Origin of the sequence: Agarivorans sp. DSG3-1 (genome assembly GCF_046774965.1) — a bacterium.
Taxonomy (GTDB): Bacteria; Pseudomonadota; Gammaproteobacteria; order Enterobacterales; family Celerinatantimonadaceae; genus Agarivorans.
Map to the genome: position 1 here is coordinate 138944 of NZ_CP177241.1, position 19001 is coordinate 157944.

22 protein-coding genes are annotated in these 19001 nt (G+C 45.2%); 15 read left to right on the forward strand and 7 right to left on the reverse strand.

Translation table 11 applies throughout. The annotated features are described in order from the left end of the window. Positions 1-43 precede the first annotated feature (43 nt). From ACLD71_RS00660 to ACLD71_RS00680, 5 genes are all read right to left on the reverse strand, one after another. Positions 44-1248, reverse strand: a protein-coding gene (locus ACLD71_RS00660) for an IS3 family transposase (protein ID WP_411992398.1) whose coding sequence is annotated in 2 segments (ribosomal slippage) — positions 44-861 and positions 861-1248 — 1206 coding nt in all. Because the reading frame shifts where the segments join, the coding sequence is not laid out codon by codon here. Positions 1249-1358: 110 nt separating this feature from the next. Continuing rightward, positions 1359-2099 (reverse strand): OmpA family protein, encoded by a 741-nt coding sequence (locus ACLD71_RS00665; protein ID WP_303512341.1) that lies wholly within the window; start codon positions 2097-2099, stop codon positions 1359-1361. 670 nt (positions 2100-2769) lie between these two features. Then, positions 2770-3549, reverse strand: coding sequence for a peroxide stress protein YaaA (gene yaaA / locus ACLD71_RS00670; protein WP_411992400.1), 780 nt, complete (start codon positions 3547-3549; stop codon positions 2770-2772). A gap of 18 nt (positions 3550-3567) precedes the next feature. Then, a complete protein-coding gene (locus ACLD71_RS00675; protein WP_411992402.1) occupies positions 3568-4686 on the reverse strand; it encodes a PilT/PilU family type 4a pilus ATPase in 1119 nt (372 codons plus the stop codon). A gap of 8 nt (positions 4687-4694) precedes the next feature. Continuing rightward, the gene (locus ACLD71_RS00680) at positions 4695-5729 is read right to left on the reverse strand and encodes a type IV pilus twitching motility protein PilT (RefSeq protein WP_137674185.1); all 1035 of its coding nucleotides are present in this window, start codon (positions 5727-5729) and stop codon (positions 4695-4697) included. Between the two features lie 25 nt (positions 5730-5754). On the opposite strand from ACLD71_RS00680, the gene ACLD71_RS00685 reads away from it, so the two are divergent. From ACLD71_RS00685 to hemW, 7 genes are all read left to right on the forward strand, one after another. Continuing rightward, complete coding sequence (locus ACLD71_RS00685) at positions 5755-6453, forward strand: YggS family pyridoxal phosphate-dependent enzyme (RefSeq protein ID WP_411992404.1); 699 nt, start codon at positions 5755-5757, stop codon at positions 6451-6453. Positions 6454-6477: 24 nt separating this feature from the next. Then, positions 6478-7299, forward strand: coding sequence for a pyrroline-5-carboxylate reductase (gene proC / locus ACLD71_RS00690; RefSeq protein WP_411992406.1), 822 nt, complete (start codon positions 6478-6480; stop codon positions 7297-7299). A 17-nt stretch (positions 7300-7316) separates the two neighbouring features. Continuing rightward, the gene (locus ACLD71_RS00695; protein ID WP_137674188.1) at positions 7317-7892 is read left to right on the forward strand and encodes a YggT family protein; all 576 of its coding nucleotides are present in this window, start codon (positions 7317-7319) and stop codon (positions 7890-7892) included. Beyond that, positions 7893-8180 carry a DUF167 family protein YggU gene (gene yggU, locus ACLD71_RS00700; protein ID WP_137674189.1) on the forward strand — a complete coding sequence of 96 codons (288 nt, stop codon included), beginning with the start codon at positions 7893-7895 and terminating at the stop codon, positions 8178-8180. A 58-nt stretch (positions 8181-8238) separates the two neighbouring features. Next, positions 8239-8673: a DUF4426 domain-containing protein gene (locus ACLD71_RS00705; protein WP_137674190.1), complete on the forward strand. Its 435-nt coding sequence runs from the start codon at positions 8239-8241 to the stop codon at positions 8671-8673. A 101-nt stretch (positions 8674-8774) separates the two neighbouring features. Further along, complete coding sequence (rdgB, locus tag ACLD71_RS00710; RefSeq protein ID WP_137674191.1) at positions 8775-9374, forward strand: RdgB/HAM1 family non-canonical purine NTP pyrophosphatase; 600 nt, start codon at positions 8775-8777, stop codon at positions 9372-9374. Continuing rightward, on the forward strand, positions 9368-10516 hold the full coding sequence (hemW, locus tag ACLD71_RS00715) for a radical SAM family heme chaperone HemW (protein ID WP_411992408.1): 1149 nt from the start codon (positions 9368-9370) through the stop codon (positions 10514-10516). The genes rdgB and hemW overlap by 7 nt, the downstream gene beginning before the upstream one ends. Before the next feature lie 8 nt (positions 10517-10524). Here hemW and trmB read toward each other — a convergent pair whose 3' ends face one another. Together trmB and ACLD71_RS00725 are read right to left on the reverse strand one after the other, a co-directional pair. Further along, positions 10525-11259 (reverse strand): tRNA (guanosine(46)-N7)-methyltransferase TrmB, encoded by a 735-nt coding sequence (gene trmB / locus ACLD71_RS00720; RefSeq protein ID WP_411992409.1) that lies wholly within the window; start codon positions 11257-11259, stop codon positions 10525-10527. 112 nt (positions 11260-11371) lie between these two features. Further along, entirely contained in the window at positions 11372-11680 is a 309-nt protein-coding gene (locus tag ACLD71_RS00725; RefSeq protein ID WP_411992410.1) for a DUF1272 domain-containing protein, read from the reverse strand. A 78-nt stretch (positions 11681-11758) separates the two neighbouring features. On the opposite strand from ACLD71_RS00725, the gene ACLD71_RS00730 reads away from it, so the two are divergent. From ACLD71_RS00730 to ACLD71_RS00765, 8 genes are all read left to right on the forward strand, one after another. Next, a complete protein-coding gene (locus tag ACLD71_RS00730) occupies positions 11759-12295 on the forward strand; it encodes a Tfp pilus assembly protein FimT/FimU (protein ID WP_411992412.1) in 537 nt (178 codons plus the stop codon). A 69-nt stretch (positions 12296-12364) separates the two neighbouring features. Then, positions 12365-12856: a cupin domain-containing protein gene (locus ACLD71_RS00735; protein ID WP_411992414.1), complete on the forward strand. Its 492-nt coding sequence runs from the start codon at positions 12365-12367 to the stop codon at positions 12854-12856. Between the two features lie 11 nt (positions 12857-12867). Then, positions 12868-13791, forward strand: a complete 924-nt coding sequence (locus tag ACLD71_RS00740; RefSeq protein WP_411992416.1) for a Gfo/Idh/MocA family oxidoreductase — start codon at positions 12868-12870, stop codon at positions 13789-13791. Between the two features lie 82 nt (positions 13792-13873). Beyond that, a complete protein-coding gene (locus ACLD71_RS00745; protein WP_137674198.1) occupies positions 13874-14341 on the forward strand; it encodes an Lrp/AsnC family transcriptional regulator in 468 nt (155 codons plus the stop codon). A 9-nt stretch (positions 14342-14350) separates the two neighbouring features. Next, positions 14351-15409 carry an A/G-specific adenine glycosylase gene (gene mutY, locus ACLD71_RS00750; RefSeq protein WP_411992418.1) on the forward strand — a complete coding sequence of 353 codons (1059 nt, stop codon included), beginning with the start codon at positions 14351-14353 and terminating at the stop codon, positions 15407-15409. A gap of 49 nt (positions 15410-15458) precedes the next feature. Then, positions 15459-15731 carry an oxidative damage protection protein gene (locus ACLD71_RS00755; RefSeq protein WP_137674200.1) on the forward strand — a complete coding sequence of 91 codons (273 nt, stop codon included), beginning with the start codon at positions 15459-15461 and terminating at the stop codon, positions 15729-15731. A 261-nt stretch (positions 15732-15992) separates the two neighbouring features. Further along, positions 15993-16874, forward strand: coding sequence for an AEC family transporter (locus tag ACLD71_RS00760; RefSeq protein ID WP_137674201.1), 882 nt, complete (start codon positions 15993-15995; stop codon positions 16872-16874). Positions 16875-16990: 116 nt separating this feature from the next. Further along, positions 16991-18940, forward strand: a complete 1950-nt coding sequence (locus ACLD71_RS00765) for a methyl-accepting chemotaxis protein (protein WP_137674202.1) — start codon at positions 16991-16993, stop codon at positions 18938-18940. The last annotated feature ends 61 nt before the right edge of the window (positions 18941-19001 follow it).

Below are 19001 nucleotides of genomic sequence, written 5' to 3' on the forward strand. Positions count from 1 at the left end.
CTTAGCCAGTGACCCGTCCTGATATGGGTTGACACTTGATTAACTAAAACGCTCGATGCACTTCATCGGGCGTTTTGTATTTTAGTGCCTCGTGAGGCCTATATTCATTGTAGAGCTTAACCGATTCATCGACCATTTTTCGTGCCTCATTTAAGTCTGTAGGTTTATTCAGCAAGTACTCCATCTTTAGTGTTCCATTTATTCTCTCCGCAAGGGCGTTCTGATAACAGTCATAACCGTCTGTCATCGAACAAGATACATTCTGCTGACGGTGTATCGCTTGATATTCACTGGAGCAATACTGAACACCTCGGTCCGAATGATGAACAAGCTCCCCTATAGACCTTCGTTCCTTCAACGCATTTAAGAATGCTTGTTTGACCGTGTAAGCTTTCATATCCTTACCTAGGTGATATCCCACTATTTTTCTTGAGTAAGCATCCGTCACGAGACTGAGATAGGCTTCACCGCTTAGCGTTGCCAAGTAGGTGATGTCAGCCACCCATAGCTGTTCTGGTCTCTCTGGTATTAGGCCTTCTTTTATGCGGTTAGGATGGCAGTAAAAACGATGATTGCTATGTGTGGTTCGATGGTAAGCGCTTCGATTATGAACTAATAATCGATTCATTCTTAGTAAAGAGAATAAGCGGTCTCGGCCAATATCGATAGCATTCTGGGCAAGTAGGTACTTGAGCTTACGAGCCCCGATACGAGGGTGCATCATTCTTTGTACTTTCACAAAGTTGAGCACTGACTCATCTTTTTGTATTTGGTGAGCCTGGGCAATACCGCGCTTGTAAAAAGCTTGCCGTGTAATACCCATGAAGTGACAGGCTTTCGTTACAGTTAGCTTTCGGACCGCTTTTTCCTTAATAACTCGGCCTTGCGCTTCTTTGAGAGCCGAACTCCGAAGTCTCTATCCATGACTTTTACCACCGCTTCAAAGAAATCAGCTTTCATCTGAGAGTCTTCTAGCTGCTTCTCTAGCTCTTTAATGCGTTGCTCTGGGGTTTGAGGCGAAGAAGAATTTGACATAGCAGTACCTACCATTCTCGTATGCTCTATTCCTTTAGACCAATCTAGTCGACCATGTTTGCGAAGCCAAACTAAAACGGTAGAGCGACCTTGGATCCCATAACGGTCCTGAGCTTGTCGATAAGACATTTCGCCTTTTTCAACTTGGTCTACCACTGCCAATTTAAAGGCAAGAGAATAATTTCGTTGGGTACGTTTACTGGTTGTTTTCATGACACTCTCCAATTTCATGTTGGATATGTGTCAACCTTATTTAGGACGGTACACAGCCACTAAAAAAGCCACGCTATGCGTGGCTTTTTGTATTTAAGAGAGCAGTAATGTTAATGGTATACGCGTACTTCCACTCTTCGGTTATGCGCGCGTCCTTCTTCAGTTGCATTACTAGCAATGGGAGCGGCAATACCTTTACCTTCTTCAACTGCAGCATCTCTAGTGACACCGGCAGCCAATAACGCTACACCAACGTTATGAGCACGACGATTACTTAATTCTATATTGTAACCTGGGTCACCAATGTTATCGGTATAACCAACCGCATCAATTTTGAGGTCATTGGCAATCACGGTTTTAGCAATACACTCTACTTTATGTTGCTCGTCGTGATGATATTCATCTTTATTAAAGCCAAACAAAATGTGTTCAAAGCTCATTATTTTATTGTCTTCAACCAACACATATTGCTCACAAGATTCGGGGATTAAAACCGCCGCTGCAACAGCAACTACCGCGACTTCTTCAATGACGACTTCCTCAACAACAATTTCTTCAACAATGACTTCTTCTACAATTTCACAGCCACGTTCATCAACTTTTGCGCCAGCAGGCGTGTCTGGACATTCATCAATACTGTTGGCCACACCGTCGCCGTCTAAATCAGGGTTTGAACATATTAAGGCACCAGCGATAACACCACCAACCATGCCTCCTCCGCCAGCAACAGAACCAAAAGCACCGCCAATAATGGGACACAATACTCTAACATCTCCCTCAGGAGGACTTGAACACCCTGCCAAGGTGGTTGCGCCAACTAGCGCCAATATCACTGCAATCTTATTTTTCATATTATCTCCATATGGCCTTGCTCGACGATTCTTGTCGATTACCTTGAGTAAAAAATAAGTCAGTTATTTACCAAATAAAGCTGCTCTTCGGCCGCTACTTTTGATATTGGCAGGGCAGGAGTAAAAGCTCAAGTGAATTTAAGGTTAAAATCAATAAGGTGGTTTTGTTAAATTGATTGGTGAACTCCAACAGAGGTCTTTGGCGACTCGCAATCAAAGCCTATACCAATAGGAATGCAGCTGCGCAGATCATATGCACGGTCAAAATTACGGCAGGGAAACAACAGCTCATTAACACCTATAGAGGGTTAGCGACACCTTGCTGAGGAATTCTTTAACCGTGTAATCCCACCCAAATAAAGGCGTAGCCCTAGATCTAGCTAAGTACTATTTCCAGATTACACATTTAACGCGAAAACTTAGCTCCATCGAATACCACGCATAATCATCTGTCCTATGGCGAATAACAAATAACGAGTTTATCTAATTTGCAAATAGGGCTTCAGAAAAAAAATTATGGGCTGGCGAAGGCTACAAACAATAGGCGCGAGCTTGGTTAAGCTGATTCTTAGCGTAAACAGTTCACCTACTTTTCACGAGGCGCTGTAAAGATTTTACGTATAAAAAAGCCCCATCGAAATGAGGCTTTATCATCTAAAAAAGAGAATGACTATTGCTGGGCTTCGTCGCGCAGAAACACGAGAGTGCTGGCATCAGAGCTCGCTTCATCAAAGTAGTAACCCTGGTAATCAAAATCACTCAATTGTTCCAAGCTAGTCACCTGCTTATCGAACATGTAGCGAGCCATTAAACCACGCGCTTTTTTCGCGTAAAAGCTGATGATTTTGTATTGGCCGTTCTTTTGATCTTTAAAGACCGGCGTAATTACCGTGCCATCAAGTTGCTTGGTTTTTACTGCCTTAAAGTACTCATTCGACGCCAAGTTCACCAGCACATTGTCACCTTGTTCAGCTAAAGCCTGATTTAACTTGCTGGTGATTATGTCACCCCAAAACTGATACAAATTAGTACCGCGAGCATTGGCCAGCTTTATGCCCATTTCTAAGCGATAAGCCATCATCAAATCAAGCGGACGTAACAAACCATATAAACCCGACAATATACGTAAATGCTGCTGAGCATAATCCAGCTGTTTGCCGCTTAAGCTGGCAGCATCTAAGCCGGTGTAAACGTCGCCTTTAAACGCAAAAATAGCCTGGCGAGCCAAGTCTTGCGGTAGCTCAGTGCTCCATTCAGCAAATCGAGCCGCATTTAACCCCGCAAGTTTATCGCTAATTTTCATCAAGCTAGAAATGTCCGCCGGGCTTAACTGCCTAGCCACATCAATTAGCTCAGCACTATGCTCTAGCAACTCCGGGCGAGTATGCGATTGCTTGGCTAACTCTGAACTAAAATCTAAGGTTTTAGCGGGTGAAATAACGGCTAACATAATGCTCCTTTAATGACCTTAAAAATCGATGGTTACCCCATCTAACATTCCGCCATCTAAGTTATTCGATTTTTCAGAGCCATGCAATTTAATCATCAAGCGCAAATCGTTTGGCGAATCTGCGTGCGCAATTGACTCGGCATAGCCAATCACACCCGATTCATAGAGTTCAAACAAGCTTTGGTCAAAGGTTAACATGCCCTGTTCACGCGACTTAGTCATGAGCTCTTTCAGCTTATGCATGTCGCCTTTACGAATTAAATCTGCAGCCAATGGGGTGTTAAGTAGGATCTCAAATACACCACGGCGCCCATTACCATCTTTGGTTGGCACTAACTGCTGCGCCACAATCGCTCGCAAGTTAAAAGACAAATCAAAACATAACTGGCGATGACGTTCTTCAGGCACAAGGTGCATAATTCGGTCTAAGGCTTGGTTGGCGTTGTTGGCGTGCAAGGTCGCCATACATAAATGGCCGGTTTCAGAGAACTGCAGGGCAAATTCCATGGTTTCACGAGTACGGATCTCACCAATAAGAATAACGTCTGGCGCTTGGCGCAACGAGTTTTTCAACGCTTCTTCAAACGACGGCGTATCAATGCCCACTTCTCGCTGATTAACAATACAACCAGCATGTTTGTGCATAAATTCCACTGGGTCTTCAATGGTAAGAATATGCCCACTAGAATTGTGGTTGCGGTAATCAATCATGCTCGCCTGAGTAGTCGATTTACCGGCACCTGTTGCCCCTACAAACAGAATCAAACCACGTTTAGACATTCCCACTTCTTTAAGAATTTGTGGCAGTTGAAGCTGCTCAAAGCTGGGAATATCGGTTTCAATTCTACGAATCACCATGCTTGGCTGTTCGCGCTGAAAAAATGCGCTCACACGATAACGGCCCAAACCTTTACGGGCGATAGCAAAGTTAGCCTCTCGTCCGCTTTCAAATGCCTCAATTTGAGCGGGCGTGCGAATGGTTGCCAGCATTTCCATAACATCTTCAGGCATGAGCTTATGCTCGCTTAACGGTGTTAAGCGACCACTCACTTTTGCACTAGGAGGAACGCCAACCGATAAGTATAAATCGGAGGCTTTACGCTCCGACATATCACTCAGTAGTTCATCAATTAACATGGTGACTCCTAAAAGTTATTTGCGTCAGCTGCTTTAAGCTTAGCGTCTTCATATGACACCATGCCTTGGTTCACTAACTCTTTAAGGTTTTGATCAAGGGTTTGCATGCCATGCGCCATACCGGTTTGAATTACCGAGTACATTTGCGCCACTTTATCTTCTCGAATCAAGTTACGAATGGCTGGTATACCAATCATAATCTCATGGGCTGCAACACGGCCGCCACCTAGTTTTTTAAGCAGGGTTTGCGCAATTACTGCACGTAATGATTCAGACAACATTGAACGAACCATGTCTTTTTCAGCCGCTGGGAATACATCAATCACACGGTCAATGGTTTTAGCCGCCGAGGTAGTGTGCAAGGTGCCAAATACTAAGTGACCGGTTTCGGCCGCGGTAAGCGCTAAGCGAATGGTTTCCAAATCACGTAATTCACCCACCAGAATAATATCGGGATCTTCACGCAGCGCCGAACGCAAGGCGTTGTTAAAGCTGTGCGTATCACGGTGAACTTCACGCTGGTTAATCAAACAGTTTTTGTTTTTGTGTACAAATTCGATAGGGTCTTCAATCGTCAGAATATGCTCGTGACGTTGCTCATTCACATAATCAATCATCGCCGCCAAGGTCGTTGATTTACCCGAACCAGTAGGGCCGGTGACTAAAACTAAGCCACGTGGGTGATCTGCAATTTGGCGAAAGATAGCAGGCGCGCCCAATTGGTCTAAATTCAATACTTCCGAGGGAATGGTACGAAACACTGCTGCTGCGCCGCGGCTTTGTTGAAAAGCATTTACCCTGAAGCGAGCAACACTTGGCACTTCAAACGAGAAATCGATCTCTAAGTTTTCTTCGTACTCTTTGCGCTGCTTGTCGTTCATAATGTCATAAATCAAGCTGTGTACTTGTTTATGCTCTAATGCTGGCATATTAATTTTACGCACTTCGCCATCAACTCGAATCATTGGTGGTAATTCGGCAGATAGGTGTAGATCCGACGCGTTATGTTTTACACTAAAGGCCAGTAATTCAGTAACATCCATTTAATTGTTTCCTCAATGTGAGACTATGAGCAGTATTACCCAAGCACTTCAATTTGTTAACCACGAAATTCAGCAAGCGTTAGCTCAAGCACATCGCCCCAGTGATGCTGTTGATTTATTAGCCGTTAGTAAAACCAAGCCTTTGAGTGACATTGCTGCCGCTTATCAAGCAGGCCAGCGCAAGTTTGGCGAGAACTACGTGCAAGAAGGCGTGGACAAAATAAACCTTAGCCAGCAACAAGCGTGGCTAAACGATCCCATTGAATGGCATTTTATTGGTCCCTTACAATCCAATAAAACCCGCTTGGTCGCAGAACACTTCGATTGGATGCAAACGCTAGAGCGCGCCAAAATCGCCGACCGCCTAGCCGCTCAACGCCCTAGCAACATGGCACCGCTACAAGTATGTATTCAAGTTAATATTAGCGGAGAGCAAGCCAAATCAGGAGTGAGCCTAGAAGATGTTAATCATTTGGCTGCACACATATCGCAACAGCCACAGCTGTGTTTACGCGGTTTAATGGCCATTCCACAAAATTTGAATCAAGGCCAAGAGCTTGCGCAACAATTTGCCGCAATGGCCAAAAAATATGCTGAATTGCAAAGCCAGTATGCTAGTGTCGATACCCTTTCCATGGGGATGAGCAGCGATATGCAGCTAGCCATCAATAACGGCAGCACCATGGTGCGGGTCGGCAGTGCTATCTTTGGCCAACGAAGCTAACTTTTACGAATAAAGGAATACAACATGACAGCTCGAATTGCGTTTATTGGTGGCGGTAACATGGCCAGCAGTTTAATTGGCGGCCTAATTGCCAACGGCGCAAATGCTGGCGACATTACCGCTAGCGATCCCAATGTTGAACAACAGCAAAAGCTTCAGCAGCAGTTCTCGGTAAATGTTACCGGTGATAATGGCCAAGCCATAAACCAAAGTGATGTTATTGTGTTAGCGGTTAAACCGCAGCTTATGGCGGTTGTTTGTCAGGCTATCGCCGACTTAGGTATAGACCTAAGCAGTAAGCTGTTTGTATCAATTGCGGCTGGTATTAGCGTACAACGCTTAAAAGGTTTGTTAGGTGAGCAGGTAGCCGTTGTTCGCACCATGCCTAATACTCCCGCTTTAGTTGGCCGCGGCATGACCGGTTTATACGCCCCTAGCGACGTAAGTGCCGAGCAAATCGCCGCAGCAGAACAGCTAATGCAAGCGGTAGGCGAAACCTGCTGGGTGAAGCAAGAAGACGACATTAACCACATTATTGCTGCTGCAGGTAGTGCACCTGCCTATTTCTTCATGTTTATGGAAGCCATGCAACAGCATGCTGAGCAACTTGGCTTTAGCCCAGAGCAAGCCAGAACCTTAGTGCAACAATCAGCTTTAGGCAGTGCCGAATTGGTTGCAGCAAACCCAGACCTTGATTTAGCGACACTTCGGGCCAATGTTACTTCTAAAGGTGGTACCACTGCCGAGGCGGTTCGAATTTTTGAAGAACAAGGTTTACGTAAAGTGGTTGCCAACGCCATGAACGCTGCGGTAGAACGCGGTCGTGAAATGGAAAGTTTGTTTTAATTTAATCAGAGGATCCTATGCAAGCGTCTAGTTACTTAATTGAAGTTGTATTCAACCTCTACTTAATGGTGGTGTTGTTACGTGTATGGCTGCAATTGGCTCGTGCCGATTTCTACAACCCACTCAGCCAATTTGTGGTTAAAGTTACTAACCCTGTGGTAGTGCCATTGCGTCGAATCATTCCCGGTTTTGCCGGAGTAGATTGGGCAGCAGTAGTGATTGCTTTTGCTGTAGTGGCTGCAAAATGGGTGGCTTTATACTTTATCACTGGCGGGCAAATATCTACGAGACTTGGAGTCGTGGGATTTGACTTATCTTCTGTACCTTTGTTATCGCTTGTAAATATTATAAAAGAAGCTGGAATGCTGCTGTTCTGGGTATTGTTACTGCGCGCTATTTTAAGCTGGGTAAGCCAGGGAAGAAGCCCGGTTGAATACGTACTTGGCCAATTAACCGAACCACTACTGTCGCCAATTCGCCGTATTCTGCCATCAATTGGCGGGTTAGATTTGTCCGTCTTGGTATTGTTTATCGGACTTAACTTCCTTAACCTTCTCATCGGCGAATGGTTTTATATATGGCAGATCGTTTAATTGCCGGCGATTAGTTATGATGACGTAAGCCTGCTTTTGCAGGTTTACGTGCAACCCAAGGCCAGCCGAGATGCCATTGTAGGTTTACATGACGAAGAGTTAAAAATTGCCATTACCGCCCCACCCATTGATGGTAAAGCTAATCAGCACCTCGTCAAGTATTTAGCCAAGCAATGCAAAGTGGCTAAGTCTCAAGTGAGCATTATACGGGGCGAACTGGGGAGACATAAAACGGTGAGCGTAAGCAACCCCACTATTATTCCCGAGATAATTGCCAAGTTGATGTAACTTTTGTTAGCTACATTCTTTCTATACTAAAACCATATTTGTTTAAAAGGTCGCCATTATGAGTAAGTTTTTATTAATAAGCTTAATCTCAAGTTTGATGTTGTTTACCCTACCTAGCCGCGCAGAACAAAAGGTAGTATTGGGTGATTACGAAGTCCATTACGTGGCATTTAATTCTACTTTTATTCCCGCAGAAGTCGCCAAAGTATATGGGCTGCAACGCAGCCGCTATAACGGCCTAATCAACATAACGGTATTGGATGGTAAATCGGCTGATAAAAAGCCCGTCGCCGTCAAAATATCAGGCACAGCGCGCAACTTAATTGGCAATCAAACCAATCTAGAATTTAAAGAAATTCGCGAAGGTGAATCGGTGTATTACATCGCTGAATTGCGCCACAGCAATGAAGAAACCTTTCGCTTTAAAGTGATTGTAGATGATGGGAAACGCCAGCAAACCCTCGAGTTTCAGCAAAAGTTTTACGTTGACTAAACGTTTTTCTGGCTAAGTTTCGCCCTAAGGTTATCTTTAGGGCGAATGGTTTTAAGCCCCTATCTCCATTCTTCAACCACTGCTACTTTATAGGAACCGTCATGCAAAAAGTTGTACTCGCCACCGGTAACCCCGGCAAAGTTGCCGAGCTCTCTGAGCTACTCAAACCGCTGCAAAAACAAATTATTGCCCAAAGTGAATTTACAGTTGAAGACGCAGACGAAACCGGCACTACCTTTGTAGAAAATGCCATCATCAAAGCCCGTCATGCTGCCAAAATCACTGGCCTTGCGGCCATTGCTGATGACTCAGGTTTAGCCGTAGATTATCTAAATGGTGCGCCAGGCTTGTACTCTTCTCGCTATGCTGGCGCGAATGCAAGCGACCACGATAATGTGCTTAAACTGCTTGAAGCATTGAAAGATGTGCCCAGCGACCAACGCGGCGCTGAGTTTCATTGTGTATTGGTGTATCTACGTCATGCCGAAGACCCTGCTCCGCTAATTTGTCATGGCAAATGGCGTGGCACAATTACCACAGATATTCATGGTGCTGGCGGGTTTGGCTATGACCCTGTGTTTTGGGTTGAGCAACACCAAGCGACTTCTGCGCAAATTAGCAAAGCCGATAAAAATGCCTTAAGCCATCGCGGCAAGGCACTACGCCAGTTGCTTACGCAAATGGAAACAGAAGCATGCTAAGCCCTGCGCTAAGTTTGTATGTGCACGTGCCTTGGTGCGTGCAAAAATGCCCCTATTGCGATTTTAATTCCCACGGCTTAAAGCAAAACCTACCCGAGAAAGAGTACATTCAAGCCTTGCTGGCTGATTTAGACCAAGATTTACAGCGCTTCCCTGCCATGCAAGGGCGAGAATTACACAGTATTTTTATTGGCGGTGGCACTCCTAGTTTGCTTTCCGCTCAAGCGATTAGTGATTTACTTAATGGTGTAAAGCAGCGCTTAGTGCTCAGCCCTAACACTGAAGTCACCATGGAAGCCAACCCAGGCACCGCAGAAGCCGATCGTTTTGCTGGCTATTTTCAAGCTGGCGTAAATCGCTTATCAATTGGTGTACAAAGTTTTCAGCAACAACACTTAGACAAACTAGGCCGCATCCATAATGGTGATGAAGCGATTCGTGCCTTTGAGTTTGCTCAGCAAGCGGGCTTTAAACGGATTAACCTAGATTTAATGCATGGCTTACCTAATCAAACGCTTGAGCAAGCCATGCAAGACCTACAGCAAGCTTTTGCCCTTGGCCCAAGCCATTTGTCTTGGTATCAACTTACCATTGAAGCCAACACCGCTTTTGCTTCACGCCCGCCTAAATTGCCTAACGAAGATTTACTCTGGGATATTTATGAGCAAGGCCACCAGCAATTACAGCAAGCGGGTTTTAATCAATACGAAGTATCGGCGTATTGCCGCGATGGTGACCGCTCGCAACACAACCTCAATTACTGGCGCTTTGGCGATTACCTCGGCATAGGCTGTGGCGCTCATGGCAAACTAAGCGACTTAACTGGCCAGCGTTTACTTAGAACCGAAAAAGTAAAACACCCTAAAGGCTACCTGGAACAAGATCGCGACTTTTTGTTTAAGCAATGGGCAGTGGAGCCTAGCGACTTAGCCTTTGAGTACTTTTTAAATCGTTTACGTTTGTTTGAAGATATTCCTAAGGCCGAATTTGAAAACCTAACGGGCTTAGGGCTGGATACGCTTGAATCTTCATTAAGCGATGCCAAGCAGCAAAGCTTATTGGAAGAAAATGAGCACTATTGGATAGTGACAAAAAAAGGCCGTTTATTTCTAAACGACCTTCTTAATTGCTTTACCGATTAAGGATAGGCTTAGGCTTCTCTAGCGAAGATTAAATCCCACACGCCGTGGCCTAAACGGTGGCCGCGGTTTTCAAACTTGGTTAATGGGCGCCATTCTGGGCGTGGCACGTAATCATTGGTTTCTGAGGTGTTTTTATAACCTGGAGCCGCTTGCATCACTTCCAACATATGCTCTGCATAGTTTTCCCAATCGGTCGCCATGTGGAATACACCGCCAACTTTTAGCTTTTTGCGCAGCACTTCTACAAACTCTAATTGCACAATACGGCGTTTATGATGGCGAGATTTATGCCACGGATCTGGGAAGAACAATTGCACAGTATCTAGGCTGTTATCAGCAATACTATCATTCAATATTTCTACGGCGTCGTGTTCAAATACACGTAGGTTTTTAATCTCAGCGTCAATGGCGTCGGCCATACAAGCGCCTACGCCAGGGCGGTGCACTTCAATGCCAATAAAGTTGGTGTCTGGTGCGTTTTTAGCCATTTCAACTAACGATGCGCCCATACCAAAGCCAATTTCTAGTACCGTTTTAGCGTTGCGACCAAATACTGCTTCAAGCGAATAGTTGCTTGCCTGATGATCCAAGCCTAATGTAGGCCAAAACTCGTTTAGCGCATTCTCTTGGCGTTTGGTTAAACGGCCTTCGCGTTTAACAAAGCTACGAATCTTACGTAAACGTTTGTCTTCTACTTGCTCTTGAGGCGCCTCAGGAGTTGGATTTTGGTCTTGCTCGCTCATGATATTTCCAGACTAGATATTACAGTGACATTCTAAATGTAGAACAGGGCTGGCATTATCCAAAGATCTCGCAGTTGTGCAAGCTTTGCACGCGCGAGTCCTTAAGATTTTCCTAGCGTTGTTCAGGTAACTTACCCGCCAAGCGCGTGACTAAGGCCTGCTGAACAAGCGGGTCTACCGGCTTAACGACTCGCTCTGTGCTAGCGGGATAATGAGTGACACAATTGCCGTTTACCCAATCGTGCTTAGGCCGAATAGGCCGCGCAGTAAAACCACCGCCGCAATTGGGGCAAACATTATCTAAGTGGGTCTCCACGCATTCCACACAAAAAGTGCACTCAAAAGAGCAAATCATTGCGTTGCTAGCATCGGCAGGTAATGGTGCTTCACAACGCTCACAGCACGGACGTAATTCCAGCATAGTCACCCCTATTCGTTATTGAGTATCTATAATAGAACAAGAAACGGCTTTATAAACATATTGGATACAACACTATTGATGACAAGCTTTAGGCAACAGCAATTTGGCTTCACCCTGATTGAACTAGTGATGGTGATTGTTATTCTTGCCATTATTGCTGTGGTGGCAGCACCTAAACTTATCAACCTTAAAACCGATGGCAAAGCTGCGGTACTCAACACCATCGGTGGCTCTATGCAAGAAGGCCTGAGACTGGTTTACACTGAGGCTGCACTGGAAAATAAAGCCATTGGTAATCAGCAAATCAACTACCTTGGCACGCCTTTACCGATTTACAATGGTCACCCTGCCGTAGAGGGAACAGACAGCTTTGAAGAGCTGAATCGACAAGTACAAGCTTGGCTCAGCATCGACTCTGTAGCACTTACCACTATTACCGCAGACAATGATGCTGCCCCCTTTTTTATAGATAAATCCACCGCGTTTAATCATATCTATATTTTCTTTTCTGAAGACTTAGCGAGCAAGAGTGTGTTCTTTAATTGCCATGTGCTTTATACCAACCAAGAAAATGGTAGCGGGCCTAGCGTTACGGTAAAAACTAGCGATTGTTAAAGCAAACCGCTGCTTCATCATCTCACAGATATCTATTACACTAAGTTTGAATACATTGAAGGACACATCATGAAGTCAAAGCCAGCAGTCCGCTTGTTTAGAGAACAGCAATTTCATGGTGGCGACCACCCACTTTATCTCGGTAACGGACACAGTTTTAAGCAAGCAGAACATATGGCCACCGTGGTTTACCAACCCGCTCATTTAAACCACAACGCACCACAAGGCATGCAGGGTAAAGGCCGATTAGACGGCACTTGGATTTATAGCGAAGAGCCAGATAAAGCCGAAGGTATTCTGGCTAGCGGCATTGAACTGGTCATGGACTCAAGCTTAGAAGCAAACGCTAGCATCGGGCTACATCAGCATACGCACACTGAAGAACTGTATTACCTGCTGAGTGGCGAACTTCAGATCACTATAGTCGACGGGGAGCAACAGCAAACCCAGCACTTAAAGGCTGGTGACTCACACTGCATTCACCCAGGCCAAAGCCATTTTGTGCAAGCCGGTGAAGATGGTGCTCGCTTCATTGTTGTTGCCGCTAAAGTCAGCGCCTAGAGCATATTACTGTGTTAAAAAATCCGCTAAACAACACCATTAACACCGCGGCAATAATTGGCAGTAACTGGGGCATGGTGCATGTTGATGCACTCAAACAACGTGGCCTAAAAATCGTTAGCCTTGTCGACTTAGATCTAGCAAAAGCTCAGCAAATTGCCCAGCAACACAATATTGCGCATGCCTGCAACCACATTCAGCACGTTCCCGCTGTAGATTTGGTGCTAATTGCCACACCAGCGCTAAGCCACCAACAGGTTATTCAACACTTTAAAGACAGTGCGATTATTTGTGAAAAACCACTGCTGGGTTTAAGCCAAGTAGATAACAACTTTACTTGGCCGCAGCGGCTTTGGGTGAATTATGCCTTTAGCCAACTAGCCAGCGCTAAACAGCTTGATTCATTGCTTAGTGGCTATTCTCAGCCAGCCCATGTGCGCTTGAACTCACAGGTTAACCTGCCCCTCAACTTTACCTTAGAGCAGTGGTTTTTAGAAACCACTAGCCATCCTTTATCTTGGCTATTACACCGTTTTGGTAAACCTTCTCAACAGAAAAAAACAGTGGACGGCCAAAGGCTGAAATTACAACTGCAAGCTGGTAAACACCTCATCGATGTGGATTTTAGCTTAGGTGGACCTGCTGGCATTTTTCATCAAATAGACATCACTATTGGTCAGGATAGCTTATCGCTGAACGGCGAATATGTACCGGGTAAACCTTGGCGATTTTCGCCGGTAATGCTGAATCAACAAGCACAAAACCAAGGTGAATATAGCCCACAAGACTGCTGGATTGAGGCTAATCAACGCTCCAGCCAAAAAATGATTGAACAATTTAGGGGTAACATCTCTCACGCCGATTTTCTTGAGCAAGGGGGTTTTGATGCCAGTAAAGCACTGTGGTTAGAACAAGCCTTATTCGGTGACAAGTAGCCACACAAAGATAGCGGTTGTTAATTGGCGTAAAGCACGTAAAAATAGAATCACTTTTCTTGATTTGGGCAATCGTTAAAAAATGAAACTCGATAGTAAAGACAAGTTAATACTCGATTTGCTGCAACGAGACGTGAGTATTGCGCTCAACGAGATTGCCGAGCGTGTAGGTTTATCGGCCACACCTTGCTGGCGCCGCGTGCAAAAACTAGAGCAAGCCGGGTTTATTCGCCATAAAGTGGCTCTACTCGACAGAAACAAACTCAATCTAGGTGTCACGGTGTTTGTTAGTGTTCGCACTTCACAGCACGATCCCTCTTGGTTAGCGCAGTTTAACCAAGCAGTACAAGACATTCCTGAAATCATTGAAGCCCATCGCATGAGTGGCAGCATCGACTATTTGCTTCAAGTCGTAGTGCCCAGCATTAACGACTACGACAAAGTGTATAAACAACTGATTGAGCGTTTAGCCTTTACCGATGTCAGCTCTGCCTTTTCAATGGAAGTCATGAAATCCACCACTTCTTTGCCCACACATTATTTAAGCTAGCCCTACGTTATGAGTAATACAATTCAAGCATTTCCCACTCGAGTGGTGGACTGGTACCACCGCGCTGGCCGTAAACATCTGCCTTGGCAGCAAGACAAAACACCTTACAAAGTGTGGCTGTCGGAAATTATGTTGCAACAAACCCAAGTCGCTACGGTAATACCTTATTTCGAACGCTTTATGCAACGCTTTCCTAATGTCACTCACTTAGCAGCAGCAGATACTGATGAAGTACTACACCTATGGACAGGCTTAGGTTATTACGCCCGCGCCCGCAATTTACATAAAGCAGCCAAAGTGATTGCCGAGCAGTACCAAGGGCAGTTTCCAGAAGACATTAAGCAAGTCATAGCGCTGCCAGGTATTGGCCGCTCTACCGCAGGTGCGGTGTTATCACTTTCTCTTGGTCAGCACCACGCCATACTCGATGGCAATGTAAAGCGGGTATTAGCTCGTCATCAGGCCATCGCTGGCTGGCCCGGTAAAAAGCCCGTAGAAAACCAACTTTGGGAACTTGCTGAAGCAAACACTCCTGCTCAGCAAACCACTGCTTACAACCAAGCAATGATGGATTTAGGCGCGATGATTTGTACTCGCTCAAAACCTAAATGCGAGCTCTGCCCTGTGGCGGAAGACTGTGTGGCACTAGCCACTCAGCGCCAAGGCGACTTTCCAGGGAAAAAACCTAAAAAGGTACTGCCAGAAAAGCCAGTGCAAATGTTAATACTGCACTGGCAACATGAATACTTGCTGTTTCAACGCCCCATGCAGGGTTTATGGGGCGGTTTGTACTGCTTTCCAGAAATAGCGCTAGAAGACAGCATTAGCCAATGGTTAGAGGCACAGCAATTAAGTGCCGATGCGATTTACGAGCTAGAACCACTTCGCCACACCTTTAGCCACTACCATTTGGATATTCAGCCAGCATTGGTTGAGCTAAGTGAAGCGCCGCCACTACAAGTCATGGCAGACAACCAACAACTTTGGTATAACATGCAAAACCCGCCAAAAGTTGGCTTAGCGGCCGTAACCGAAAAGCTGCTAAAAATAGCGCAACACGCACTTTAAAATTTAAGCCTGCCGTACAACACAGCAGCGCATGTAATAAGGGATAATTATGGCTAGAACAGTATTTTGCCAACGTTTAAAGAAAGAAGCCGATGGCTTAGATTTCCAACTGATTCCTGGTGATGTCGGTAAGCGCGTGTTTGATAACATCAGCAAAGAAGCTTGGACTGAGTGGCAAAAGAAACAAACCATGTTCATTAACGAAAAAAAGCTCAACTTGATGAATCAAGACGATCGTGAGTTGCTTCAGGCTGAAATGGTGAAATACTTATTTGAAGACGGCGAAGTAGACATTGAAGGCTACACCCCGCCAAGCAAATAGCTCATGCTAATACCGCATTAAAAAACAGAGCCTTGGCTCTGTTTTTTTCACATGGATTATTTGCTATTAGGCGGCACTTGAAAATAAGCACTTTTTGCTGCTTGGTAAGCATTCAAGTCAACACCTTTCCCCTGATAAGTCATTCGAATTTGAGTCGGGTGCTTACTGTGACCGCAAACGGCGCTTGCCCTTGCCACTATTTGCTAATGAGCTTATCAATGCGTTTCTGCTAAGCTAGTTTTTTTATTCGGGGTAAACGCCGTGGCTTGGCAAATATTAAGTATTGTTGCTCCACTTGTAATTATAGTGGTGCTAGGACTGCTTTACGGGCGCAAACATCGCCCCGACATTAGTGCTGCAAATCGCATGAATATGGAAATATTCTGCCCTGCATTAATCTTTTCGGTATTGGCGAACACTCAACTTGAACTAAGCGATTACAGTGAATTACTGCTGGCATCCATTTGGGTGGTATTAGGTTCAGGGCTTATTTTATGGCCGCTAATCAAAATTTTTAAACTTAAAGCGCGCACCTTTCTACCACCAATGATGTTCAACAATGCCGGTAACCTTGGACTACCGCTGATTATTTTGGCCTTTGGTGAAGCCGCCATGCCCATTGCAGTGATCCTGTTTGTGGTAGAAATGGTATTGCACTTCTCGGTGGGGCTGTATTTTATCGACTCCCAAGCCAAGCTGCTTTCTACCCTAAAAATCCCGGTGATTATTGCTGCTATCGCTGGCCTCATTTGGGGCGGCTTGGAGCTATCCTTGCCCACCATCATTGCTACTCCAATCGACCTGCTCGGTCAAATATCGGTACCACTTATGTTGTTTACCCTAGGTGTAAGATTGATTGACGTGGATTTGAAAGACTGGAAAATTGGCTTATTAGGCGCTGTAGCTTGCCCGCTTAGTGGCTTGATATGTGCAAGTATTACCATAATGATATTGCCGCTAACACCGCTACAACAGTCTTGTTTGATTTTGTTTTCTGCGCTGCCACCAGCAGTACTCAACTTTATTGTTGCTGAGCAATATCAGGTAGAGCCACAACGCGTGGCCTCTATTGTGATGTTAGGAAACATCGCCAGCCTGTTTTTTATTCCCTTAACATTATTCTGGATATTACCTGCAGCTTAAGCCAATGCTTAGTCTTCTAAACTCCCGAGCCATTTAAACAAAGCACAATCCTCATTTAGTAATGCCGTTTAATTTAACTATATTTATCTATACAAACTCGATTAATGGATTAACAAATGAAAATAAGAACAAAGTTTTTGTTGCTGTTACTCGCTGGTGTAGTTTTTCCGGTTTTAGTCATCTCAATCATTACTGTATGGAACGTTAGAAGTAATGCCGAACTCAGTTTTGAACAACGAAGTACCGCGGAACTAGGGCATATCGACACAACCTTTTCTATCTACCTCAATGGCTTGGCCGAAGATGCTAAGTTTCTTGCCAACTCCTATACCATCCGTCAATTAGATCACTCTATTACCACCTATATGGGCAAAGCAAGTAAACCTATGACCCCCGATAAAAACGGTGGCGTTGAACAAACTGCGTTTCATTTCATGCGCGAATTTGGTGAAGCTCGCCCAGACTTAGCCTACGTATATTTAGCCATGGACCACGGTGGCTATATCCAATGGCCACTCGGCAAAAACTCTGCTGATTATGATCCTCGTATACGCCCTTGGTATCCGCTTTCCATCGACTCTACTACGCCGGTTCGTATTCCTGCTTATCAAGACCTAGTCAGCAAGACACCTTTAGTGGATTACATGGTACGTTTTGAAGGACAAAATGGCGCCTTTGGTACCATTGGTGTAGACGTGACGCTAAACAAACTCACCGACTTAATTAAAAAGATTAAATTTGGAGAACAAGGCTACATCATCATGATTGAGGACTCCAATACCATATTGGCCGACCCCTCCAGCGAAGATAATCTATTCCAAGACATTAGCGACGTAACCAGCTACCAAGCCATTAAAGACTCGCCCCCCGGTTTGCACACTATTGAAAAAGATGGTGAAACTTGGTTAGCCAACGTGTATTTATCTCCCGACCTCAATTGGCGCTTTATTGGCTTTATGCCCGCCAGCGAGGTTTACCAGCAAGCCAACTCCTTAATTACCTTAATCATGGGCGTGGCTATTTTAATGGTGGTGGTCTTTATTGCACTTGGGTTCACCTTGATGAATGTCATCACTAAACCAATGATAACCATTACCGAAGGCCTAGAAGGTATAGCCTCAGGTGAAGGCGACTTAACCCAGCGCCTTAATATCCACTCCAATGATGAATCGGGACAGATGGCCGATGCCTTTAACCGCTTTGTTGAGTCTATAAATTCCTTAGTGGCCAGTATCAAAGGCAATAGTGAGCAAGTAGATAATTCAGCGGCTCATGCCAGCGAACTGTCTAGTACCATGAAACAAATAGCCGAAGGACAATTAGCCGCGGTAGAGCAAGTATCCACCGCTTTTCATGAAATGGTGGCCACCTCTAACGAAGTGGCCTCAAACTGCAGCCAAGCAGCCACCAGCGCCGATGATAGCCAACAGCAAGTGGAAGAAGGTCATCAGTTGATTCAAGATACTGTACTAGCCGTTGGGCAGCTCGAAACGACCTTAAACGAATCTAATCAGGCTATGGATGAACTGTCACAAGAATCGGCCAATATTACGGTCATTTTAGATACCATTCGTGGTATTGCTGAACAAACCAACTTACTGGCGCTCAACGCAGCTATTGAAGCGGCGCGTGCTGGTGAACAAGGCCGTGGCTTTGCAGTAGTCGCCGATGAAGTTCGTACTTTAGCTGGGCGTACCGCTGAGTCCACCGAAGAAATCGATAAACTACTAAGTAACCTACGCCAACAAACCGCTAATGTTGCCTCTAAGCTGTCGAGCAGCATTGAGCATTCATCAACCTCAGTTACGGCCACCAATCAAACCAGTACGGTATTTGAGGCTATTTTGCAGTCGGTACTCACTATACGGGATATGGCGACCCAGATTGCCGCTTCGGCAGAAGAGCAGCATTTAGTCGCCGAGGAAATTAATCGTAACATCACTGATATTCACGACGGCTCTAGTCAAGCTAATCAAGTATCACAAGAGCTTGAAGATAGCGCGACCACCTTAAACTCCCTGGCCGGTAGCCTACAGGAAATGGTCTCACGCTTTAAAACTAGTTAGTCACTCTCTAATACAAAAAGCCCAAGCAAACTTGCCTGGGCTTTTTCTGTTTCTATCGCAC

Coding starts and splice junctions, on each gene's coding strand:
- ACLD71_RS00680 (WP_137674185.1), bottom strand. CDS start 5,729: ATGGATGTTACTGAATTACTGGCCTTTAGTGTAAAACATAACGCGTCG.
- ACLD71_RS00685 (WP_411992404.1), top strand. CDS start 5,755: ATGAGCAGTATTACCCAAGCACTTCAATTTGTTAACCACGAAATTCAG.
- ACLD71_RS00705 (WP_137674190.1), top strand. CDS start 8,239: ATGAGTAAGTTTTTATTAATAAGCTTAATCTCAAGTTTGATGTTGTTT.
- rdgB (WP_137674191.1), top strand. CDS start 8,775: ATGCAAAAAGTTGTACTCGCCACCGGTAACCCCGGCAAAGTTGCCGAG.
- ACLD71_RS00765 (WP_137674202.1), top strand. CDS start 16,991: ATGAAAATAAGAACAAAGTTTTTGTTGCTGTTACTCGCTGGTGTAGTT.
- hemW (WP_411992408.1), top strand. CDS start 9,368: ATGCTAAGCCCTGCGCTAAGTTTGTATGTGCACGTGCCTTGGTGCGTG.
- mutY (WP_411992418.1), top strand. CDS start 14,351: ATGAGTAATACAATTCAAGCATTTCCCACTCGAGTGGTGGACTGGTAC.
- ACLD71_RS00730 (WP_411992412.1), top strand. CDS start 11,759: ATGACAAGCTTTAGGCAACAGCAATTTGGCTTCACCCTGATTGAACTA.
- ACLD71_RS00745 (WP_137674198.1), top strand. CDS start 13,874: ATGAAACTCGATAGTAAAGACAAGTTAATACTCGATTTGCTGCAACGA.
- yaaA (WP_411992400.1), bottom strand. CDS start 3,549: ATGTTAGCCGTTATTTCACCCGCTAAAACCTTAGATTTTAGTTCAGAG.
- ACLD71_RS00735 (WP_411992414.1), top strand. CDS start 12,365: ATGAAGTCAAAGCCAGCAGTCCGCTTGTTTAGAGAACAGCAATTTCAT.
- ACLD71_RS00695 (WP_137674188.1), top strand. CDS start 7,317: ATGCAAGCGTCTAGTTACTTAATTGAAGTTGTATTCAACCTCTACTTA.
- ACLD71_RS00675 (WP_411992402.1), bottom strand. CDS start 4,686: ATGTTAATTGATGAACTACTGAGTGATATGTCGGAGCGTAAAGCCTCC.
- proC (WP_411992406.1), top strand. CDS start 6,478: ATGACAGCTCGAATTGCGTTTATTGGTGGCGGTAACATGGCCAGCAGT.
- ACLD71_RS00755 (WP_137674200.1), top strand. CDS start 15,459: ATGGCTAGAACAGTATTTTGCCAACGTTTAAAGAAAGAAGCCGATGGC.
- ACLD71_RS00725 (WP_411992410.1), bottom strand. CDS start 11,680: ATGCTGGAATTACGTCCGTGCTGTGAGCGTTGTGAAGCACCATTACCT.
- trmB (WP_411992409.1), bottom strand. CDS start 11,259: ATGAGCGAGCAAGACCAAAATCCAACTCCTGAGGCGCCTCAAGAGCAA.
- ACLD71_RS00665 (WP_303512341.1), bottom strand. CDS start 2,099: ATGAAAAATAAGATTGCAGTGATATTGGCGCTAGTTGGCGCAACCACC.